A 6,310-nucleotide genomic window follows, 5' to 3' on the forward strand; every position below is an offset into this window, starting at 1 on the left:
CTCCTTACGGCAGGGAACGGAAAACAGCACCGGGGGCGGAAGCATCAACTCTCCCTCCACCGCCGCCGCGCCGGGTACATCGGCTGCCCCGTCTGCGCCAGCACGTCGTACTCCTCGCGGAAGAGCTTGATGGAACTCAGGACCGGCCCCAGGCAGGCGTCGGCGAGGGCGCAGAAGCTCCGCCCGCCGATGTTGTCGCTCATGTCGAGGATGAGGTCCACGTCGCCCGGCTGGCCGCGTCCGCGCACGAGCTTCTCGTACATGCGGGTCATCCACGAGGAGATGCCCTCGCGGCAGGGGGTGCATTTGCCGCAGGACTCGTGCCCGTAGAAGCGCACGAGGTTCCAGGTCGCGTTCACGATGCAGTCGGCCTTCGGAATCAGGGTCACGCCGCCCGTGCCGAGCATGGACCCGGCGGCAGCCACGCTCTCGTAATCCATCGGCGTGTCGAGCGTCTTCTCGTCCCACGGCAGCATCGGGCAGGAGGAGCCGCCGGGGATGATCGCCTTCATCTCCTCCAGCGGGCCGCCCGCCCAGTCGTAGATCAGCTCGCGGAAGGTGGTGCCGAGCGGGAGTTCGTACACGCCGGGCCGCCGCACGGGGCCGCTGATCTGGAAGAGCTTCATGCCCCTCGACTTCTCGGTGCCCATCCCCGTGTGCCAGTCGGCGCCGTACTTGAGAATCTGGGTCGCGGCGCAGAAGGTCTCGACGTTGTTGATCGTCGTCGGCAGACCGTACAGCCCGGCGGCGGCGGGGAAGGGCGGCTTGAGGCGCGGGTTGGCGCGCAGGCCCTCCAGCGAATTCATCAGCGCCGTCTCCTCGCCGCAGATGTACGCCCCGGCGCCCCGGTGGACCTGCAACTCGAAGTCGAAGCCGCTGCCCAGGACGTTCTTGCCCAGCAGCCCCGCCGCCCGCGCTTCAAAGATGGCGGCCCACATCCGCTCGGCGGCGTGGACGTACTCGCCACGGATGTAGATGTAGCCGACGGAGGCACGCATGGCGTACCCGGCAATCAGCATGCCCTCAATGAGCTGGTGGGGGTCCTCCGACAGCAGGTAGCGGTCCTTGAACGACCCCGGCTCCGACTCGTCCGCGTTGCAGATGATGTAGTGCTGCTTGCCGTCCTTGAGGGGCATGAAGGACCACTTGAGGCCGGTGGCGAAGCCTGCTCCGCCTCGCCCGCGCAGGCCGGACTTCTTGACCTCGTCGATCACGGCGTCGGGACCCATGGCGAAGGCACGCTTGACGGCCTCGTAGCCTCCGTGCTGCCGGTAGTAGTCGAGCGTCCAACTCCCCTGCTGCCCGACGTGCGCGTACAGGGTGGGGGCGAAGCGCGGGTCCTTGCCGCTGGTAATGGGTTTCGGTGCGGGTTCGGCGACGGTCACACTTCACCTCCAGTTAGGGGAGCGAGGTCATGGATGCTGGCCCCGACGCGCTCGCCCTTCGCCGTCATCTGCCGCCCGTCCTCCCGTACGGTGACAGGGACGGGGTTGTCGGGGGGAGGGGGCGCGTCCGCCCGCATCGCCTTGATCATCCGGTCGCACTTGGAACGGGTCACCTGCTCGTAGTACCCCTCGTCGTTGATCTGCACGACCGGCGCAGTGCCGCAACTCCCCAGACACTCCACCTTCTGCACGCTGAAGCGACCGTCCGGGCTGACCTCGCCGGGCTGCACGTCCAGGGTGGAGACGAGGTGGTCCCACAGCTCGTCGCTTCCGGCCAGCGCGCACATCAGGGTCGAGCAGACCTGGAGGTGGTACTTGCCGGTGGGCAACGTGTGGTACGTCGAGTAGAAGCTCATCACGCTCCGCACCTCGGTCGCCGTCGTGCCGCACAACGCGGCGATCTCCGCCATGTGCGTCTCCGACACGTACCCAAAGGCGTCCTGCACCTCGCGCAAGAGCGGCATCAGCGCCGAGCGTCGCCCTTGTGGGGAGGACGGGTAGCGGCTGAAGATGTCGGCGACGAGGGGTTGTTTGTCGGAAAAGTAACCCATAGAAAAGGTTCCCACCTACTCCTTCCAGATCGGCCAGGTGGCCTGTTCGAGCGCGTCCATCTGTTCCAGGCTGCGCCCGCCACGCCGCAGCAGGTTCATGACCTGCCCCCGGTGGTGCGCGTCGTGGACGATGGTGTGTTGCAGGAAGTGCGCCGGGTCGCTCTCGTACACGCCCGTGAAGCTCCGGCCCTCGGCATAGGCGCTCTGCACGGCCTCCAGCGCCGCCGCGTCGCCCTGGCTGAAGGCTTCGCGGAGTTCGGCGGGGCTCAGCGTCACGGTCCAGAAGCGCTGATCGGCCTCCTGGGTGGTGAACGTCATGGCCTCGGCGTGCGCGGGCGAGACGCGCCCAACCCAGTAACGGCGCATCCCCGCCAGGTGCTCCAGATGCTGCCCCACGCTCATGCCGCCCTGCCCGTCACTCAGGTCCAGGTCGGCCTCCGTGATCGCGTCCAGCATGGCCGCATTCACCCGCCCATTGCGCTGAAAGGATTCGAGCAGGACGGCGGGGAGTTCACGGGGCATGGAAGTCATGACAACTCCTCAAATGGGTCTGGGGAGTGTTGGCCGTTGCCTGTGAACCCCAGCGCCCGATCTGCTGACGGCTGAACGCTGACCACGTTCCTGTTCACCGGTCCACATCCCCCAGCACCGGGTCGATCGTCGCCAGGATGGTGATGAGGTCGGCGAACTGCGCCCCCACGCAGGCGTACTCCAGCGCCTGGAGGTTCACGAAGCTCGGCGCGCGGATCTTCACCCGGTAGGGCATCGAGCCGCCGTCCGAGACGATGTAGTAGCCGACCTCACCGCGGGCGGACTCAATGGGCACGTACACCTCGCCGACCGGGGGGTGGAAGCCTTCCGTGACGAGCTTGAAGTGGTGGATGACCGCCTCCATGCTCGTCTCCAGCTCTTGCCGGGGCGGCAGGGAAATCTTGCGGTTGGGGTCCTTGATCGGGCCGGGCGCGAGGCGTTTCAGCGCCTGCCGGACGATCTTGGCGCTCTCGCGGAACTCCATCAGGCGCAGTTGGAAGCGGGCGAGGCTGTCCCCGGCCGTGGAGTACGGCACCTCGAAGTCGTAGGTCTCGTAGCCGCAGTAGGGGTTGGCCTTGCGGTGGTCGAGGGGCACGCCGGACGCGCGCAGGTTCGGCCCGGTCAGCCCCAGGTCAATCGCCACGTCGCGCGGAATGACGCCCACACCCGTCGCCCGGTCGAGGAAGATCGGGTTCTTGGCGAACAGCGTCTCGTACTCGTCCACGCCCTTCTCGAAGGTGTCGAGGAAGGCGGAGACGCGGGCGGGCCAGTCCTCGGGGATGTCGCGCGACAGGCCTCCGACCCGGAAATACCCCTGGTTCATCCGGTAGCCGCACACGGCCTCGAAGAGGTCCTGCAAGGCCTCCTTCTCGCGGAAGGCGTAGAAGAAGGGCGTCAGCGCGCCGAGGTCGAGCAGCCCCGTCCCCACGAAGACGAGGTGGGAGTGAATGCGCCCGAGTTCGTGCAGGATCACGCGCACGGTGGTCGCCCGCTCGGGCACCTGCGCCCCCAGCAGCTTTTCCACGCTCAGCACGTAGGCGAGTTCGTGGCCGAAACAGTGGAGATAGTCGGTGCGCGGCGCATAGGTCACGCCCTGGTGGTAGGTGCGGTGCTCAAAGGTCTTCTCGAAGCCCGTGTGCAGGTAGCCCATGTGCGGCGTGACCTTCACCACGTACTCGCCGTCCATATCCACCACGAGCCGCAGGACGCCGTGCGTGGAAGGGTGCTGCGGCCCTACGTTCAGGCTCATGATCTCGGTGTGCAGCAGGGCGCCCGTCTGCCCCCCGAGCCGCTCGGCCGACGTGGACTCCTGATGCCCCTGCGTCATCTGGGTGCGGGGCAACGTGCCGGAGTTCGGGTCCCGGTCCTTGATGGTCATTTCGGTCCCCCTGCGGGCATCACGGGCGGCACGCGGTCCTCGCCCTCACCGCGCCGGAGTTCGCCACGCCAGCCCGTCAGACCCCGGCTCTGCCCCGTCAGGCCCGCGCGGAAGGCGGCGGGGTCGATGAAGCGGCCCTCGCGGAAGGGCACGGGCGTCTCGCCGATGGGATAGTCCTTGCGGAGGGGATGGCCTTCCAGGTCGTCCGGCGTCAGGATCTTGCGGAGGTCGGGGTGCCCGACGAACTCCACGCCGATCAGGTCGTACACCTCGCGCTCCAGGTAGTTGGCGGCCTTCCAGACGGGGTAGAGGCTGTCGAGCGGCTCGCCCTCGTTCAGCCACACGCGCAGGAAGAGGCGGCGGTGCGACTCGGGGTGGTAGACGTTATGCAGCACGGCGAAGCGGGCGGGGCGGCGCTCGGGGTAGGCGCTGTAATCCACCCCCACCACGTCCATCAGCATGAAGCCGCGTTCCTTGAGCAGGGAGGCCACCTCCCGCAGACGTTCGGCGGGAACGATAGCGGTCAGCTCGCTCGTCTTGTCCGCCCCCAGTCCAAGTTCCATCATCAACTCGCCGACACTGCCGCTTTCCACGACCTCGGCCCCGGGCGTCGCAGTCGTCACGACAATTCGCTCGCTCATCTGGTCCACGCCTCCACCATCGGGAGTTCCTGGCCGCGCTCGTCGTAGGCCTCGCCGCGCACCTTTTTCTGAAGCTGCATGACGGCGTAGATCAGCGCCTCGGGGCGGGGCGGGCAGCCGGGCACGTAGATGTCCACGGGCACGACATGATCCACGTTCTGCACGACGGCGTAGTTGTTGAACATGCCGCCGCTGCTCGCGCAGGCACCCATACTGATGACCCACTTGGGGTCGGGCATCTGGTCGTACACCCGGCGCATGATCGGGGCCATCTTCTTGCTTAGCCGACCGGCCACGATCATCACGTCTGCCTGTCTCGGGCTCGCGCGGAACACCTCCGACCCGAAGCGCGCGAGGTCGTTGCGCCCGTCGGTGCTACTCATCATCTCGATGGCGCAGCAGGCCAGGCCGAAGGTCGCGGGCCACAGGCTGTTGGAGCGGCCCCAGGCGACCAGCTTCTCCAGGCTGGAAAAGAGGATGCCCTCGGATTCCAGTTCCTGCCAGTCGCGGTCGAAGAGTTCTTTCAGCGCCATACGGGAACCTCCAGGAGGCTTGAGGGGACCCTCTGCGTTGCCCTTGCTCTCAAGACCACTCCAGCACCCCTTTTTTCAGGATGTAGTAGTACCCCACCAGCAGCAGGCCCACGAACGTCACCGCTTCCCAGAAGGCGAAGGGCACCAGCTTCTGGTAAGCCACTGCGAGCGGGTAGAAAAAGGCCGTCTCAATGTCGAAGACGATGAACAGCATGGCGACGAGGTAGAAATGCACCGGGAAACGCTGGCCGGTGCCCACGCCGCCGTGCTCCGGGTCGTTGCCGCTCTCGTAGGCCATCAGCTTGGTGCGGCTCGCCTTCTTCGGCCCCAGCAGCGCCGAGACGACCACCGCCAGCACGCCGATGCCCAGCGCGATAAGCAGCATGATCACGAAATTCGCGTACTCGATGGGAGTCTCCCTTCTGCCTCTGTTTCTCTACTCCTACTACTTTGTGAAAAAGAGCACTAGCGGGAGTAAAAAAAGAGAGGGCTGACGAACCTGATCCGAACCGACTTGTGGTACGCCTCATGTTCTATCACGAAACGGCGCCTGAGACGATGCGCGAACCTGGTTTGGTGGGGGGAAGGTGGGGGTCTCGCGCCGCCGGAAAGTACAGGCGTCGCGCAGCTCCTTTCCCTCGAGGCGGGGCGGGCGGGCTGTTCCACCCCTCCTTCAATAGGGAGTTCGCGTTGCAACCTGCGGAACTTGCGTTCTGGTCGAGGAGCGGCGACACTACCGTTGCAGCCTGCCTTCGGGTGGGCTGAGGATTGAAACCGCCGTTTGCGTCTCCCCCACCGTCACCGGCATCGTTGCAGCCTGCCTTCGGGTGGGCTGAGGATTGAAACCGGTCATGTCGTCCTCTCTCCTAGGTCCGGCATCAGGTTGCAGCCTGCCTTCGGGTGGGCTGAGGATTGAAACGTGCGGCTGCTGCGGGGGCGTCCGAGAGCGAGTGTTGCAGCCTGCCTTCGGGTGGGCTGAGGATTGAAACCTCGGTGGGGCTGATCCGCCCCATGTCGGCCTCGAGTTGCAGCCTGCCTTCGGGTGGGCTGAGGATTGAAACAATCCCTTGATGCTGGCGAAGGCCGCGGCCCTGCGTTGCAGCCTGCCTTCGGGTGGGCTGAGGATTGAAACACCGGCCGCACCCCGGACGCCTTCGGGAACGGGCGTTGCAGCCTGCCTTCGGGTGGGCTGAGGATTGAAACACCAGCAGCTCAGCGGTGCCGGGGCTGT

At 66.3% G+C, this 6,310-nt stretch carries 7 protein-coding genes and 1 CRISPR repeat array; all 7 genes read right to left on the bottom strand.

From position 1 onward, the window contains the following. Positions 1–44 precede the first annotated feature (44 nt). The 7 genes from nuoF to DAERI_RS08070 all read right to left on the bottom strand — a co-directional run bounded on the left by nuoF (position 45) and on the right by DAERI_RS08070 (position 5,464). Complete coding sequence (nuoF, locus tag DAERI_RS08040; RefSeq protein ID WP_103128903.1) at positions 45–1,385, bottom strand: NADH-quinone oxidoreductase subunit NuoF; 1,341 nt, start codon at positions 1,383–1,385, stop codon at positions 45–47. Further along, positions 1,382–1,996, bottom strand: a complete 615-nt coding sequence (nuoE, locus tag DAERI_RS08045; RefSeq protein WP_103128904.1) for an NADH-quinone oxidoreductase subunit NuoE — start codon at positions 1,994–1,996, stop codon at positions 1,382–1,384. The genes nuoF and nuoE overlap by 4 nt, the downstream gene beginning before the upstream one ends. A gap of 15 nt (positions 1,997–2,011) precedes the next feature. After that, a complete protein-coding gene (locus tag DAERI_RS08050) occupies positions 2,012–2,527 on the bottom strand; it encodes a DinB family protein (protein ID WP_103128905.1) in 516 nt (171 codons plus the stop codon). 94 nt (positions 2,528–2,621) lie between these two features. Further along, positions 2,622–3,854, bottom strand: coding sequence for an NADH dehydrogenase (quinone) subunit D (gene nuoD, locus DAERI_RS08055; protein ID WP_103128937.1), 1,233 nt, complete (start codon positions 3,852–3,854; stop codon positions 2,622–2,624). Positions 3,855–3,901: 47 nt separating this feature from the next. Next, positions 3,902–4,546, bottom strand: coding sequence for an NADH-quinone oxidoreductase subunit C (locus DAERI_RS08060; protein ID WP_103128938.1), 645 nt, complete (start codon positions 4,544–4,546; stop codon positions 3,902–3,904). Next, entirely contained in the window at positions 4,543–5,079 is a 537-nt protein-coding gene (locus DAERI_RS08065; RefSeq protein WP_103128906.1) for a NuoB/complex I 20 kDa subunit family protein, read from the bottom strand. The genes DAERI_RS08060 and DAERI_RS08065 overlap by 4 nt, the downstream gene beginning before the upstream one ends. A 49-nt stretch (positions 5,080–5,128) precedes the next feature. Beyond that, positions 5,129–5,464, bottom strand: a complete 336-nt coding sequence (locus tag DAERI_RS08070) for an NADH-quinone oxidoreductase subunit A (protein ID WP_103128907.1) — start codon at positions 5,462–5,464, stop codon at positions 5,129–5,131. Positions 5,465–5,817: 353 nt separating this feature from the next. Next, positions 5,818–6,282: a CRISPR direct-repeat array (repeat unit 37 nt; unit sequence GTTGCAGCCTGCCTTCGGGTGGGCTGAGGATTGAAAC). The last annotated feature ends 28 nt before the right edge of the window (positions 6,283–6,310 follow it).

The organism is Deinococcus aerius, assembly GCF_002897375.1.
GTDB classification, from domain to species: Bacteria; Deinococcota; Deinococci; order Deinococcales; family Deinococcaceae; genus Deinococcus; species Deinococcus aerius.

Excerpts from the sequence above, each read along its gene's own strand:
- DAERI_RS08065 (WP_103128906.1), bottom strand. The coding sequence starts at position 5,079 with ATGGCGCTGAAAGAACTCTTCGACCGCGACTGGCAGGAACTGGAATCC.
- DAERI_RS08050 (WP_103128905.1), bottom strand. The coding sequence starts at position 2,527 with ATGACTTCCATGCCCCGTGAACTCCCCGCCGTCCTGCTCGAATCCTTT.
- nuoD (WP_103128937.1), bottom strand. The coding sequence starts at position 3,854 with ATGACGCAGGGGCATCAGGAGTCCACGTCGGCCGAGCGGCTCGGGGGG.
- DAERI_RS08060 (WP_103128938.1), bottom strand. The coding sequence starts at position 4,546 with ATGAGCGAGCGAATTGTCGTGACGACTGCGACGCCCGGGGCCGAGGTC.
- DAERI_RS08070 (WP_103128907.1), bottom strand. The coding sequence starts at position 5,464 with ATGCTGCTTATCGCGCTGGGCATCGGCGTGCTGGCGGTGGTCGTCTCG.
- nuoE (WP_103128904.1), bottom strand. The coding sequence starts at position 1,996 with ATGGGTTACTTTTCCGACAAACAACCCCTCGTCGCCGACATCTTCAGC.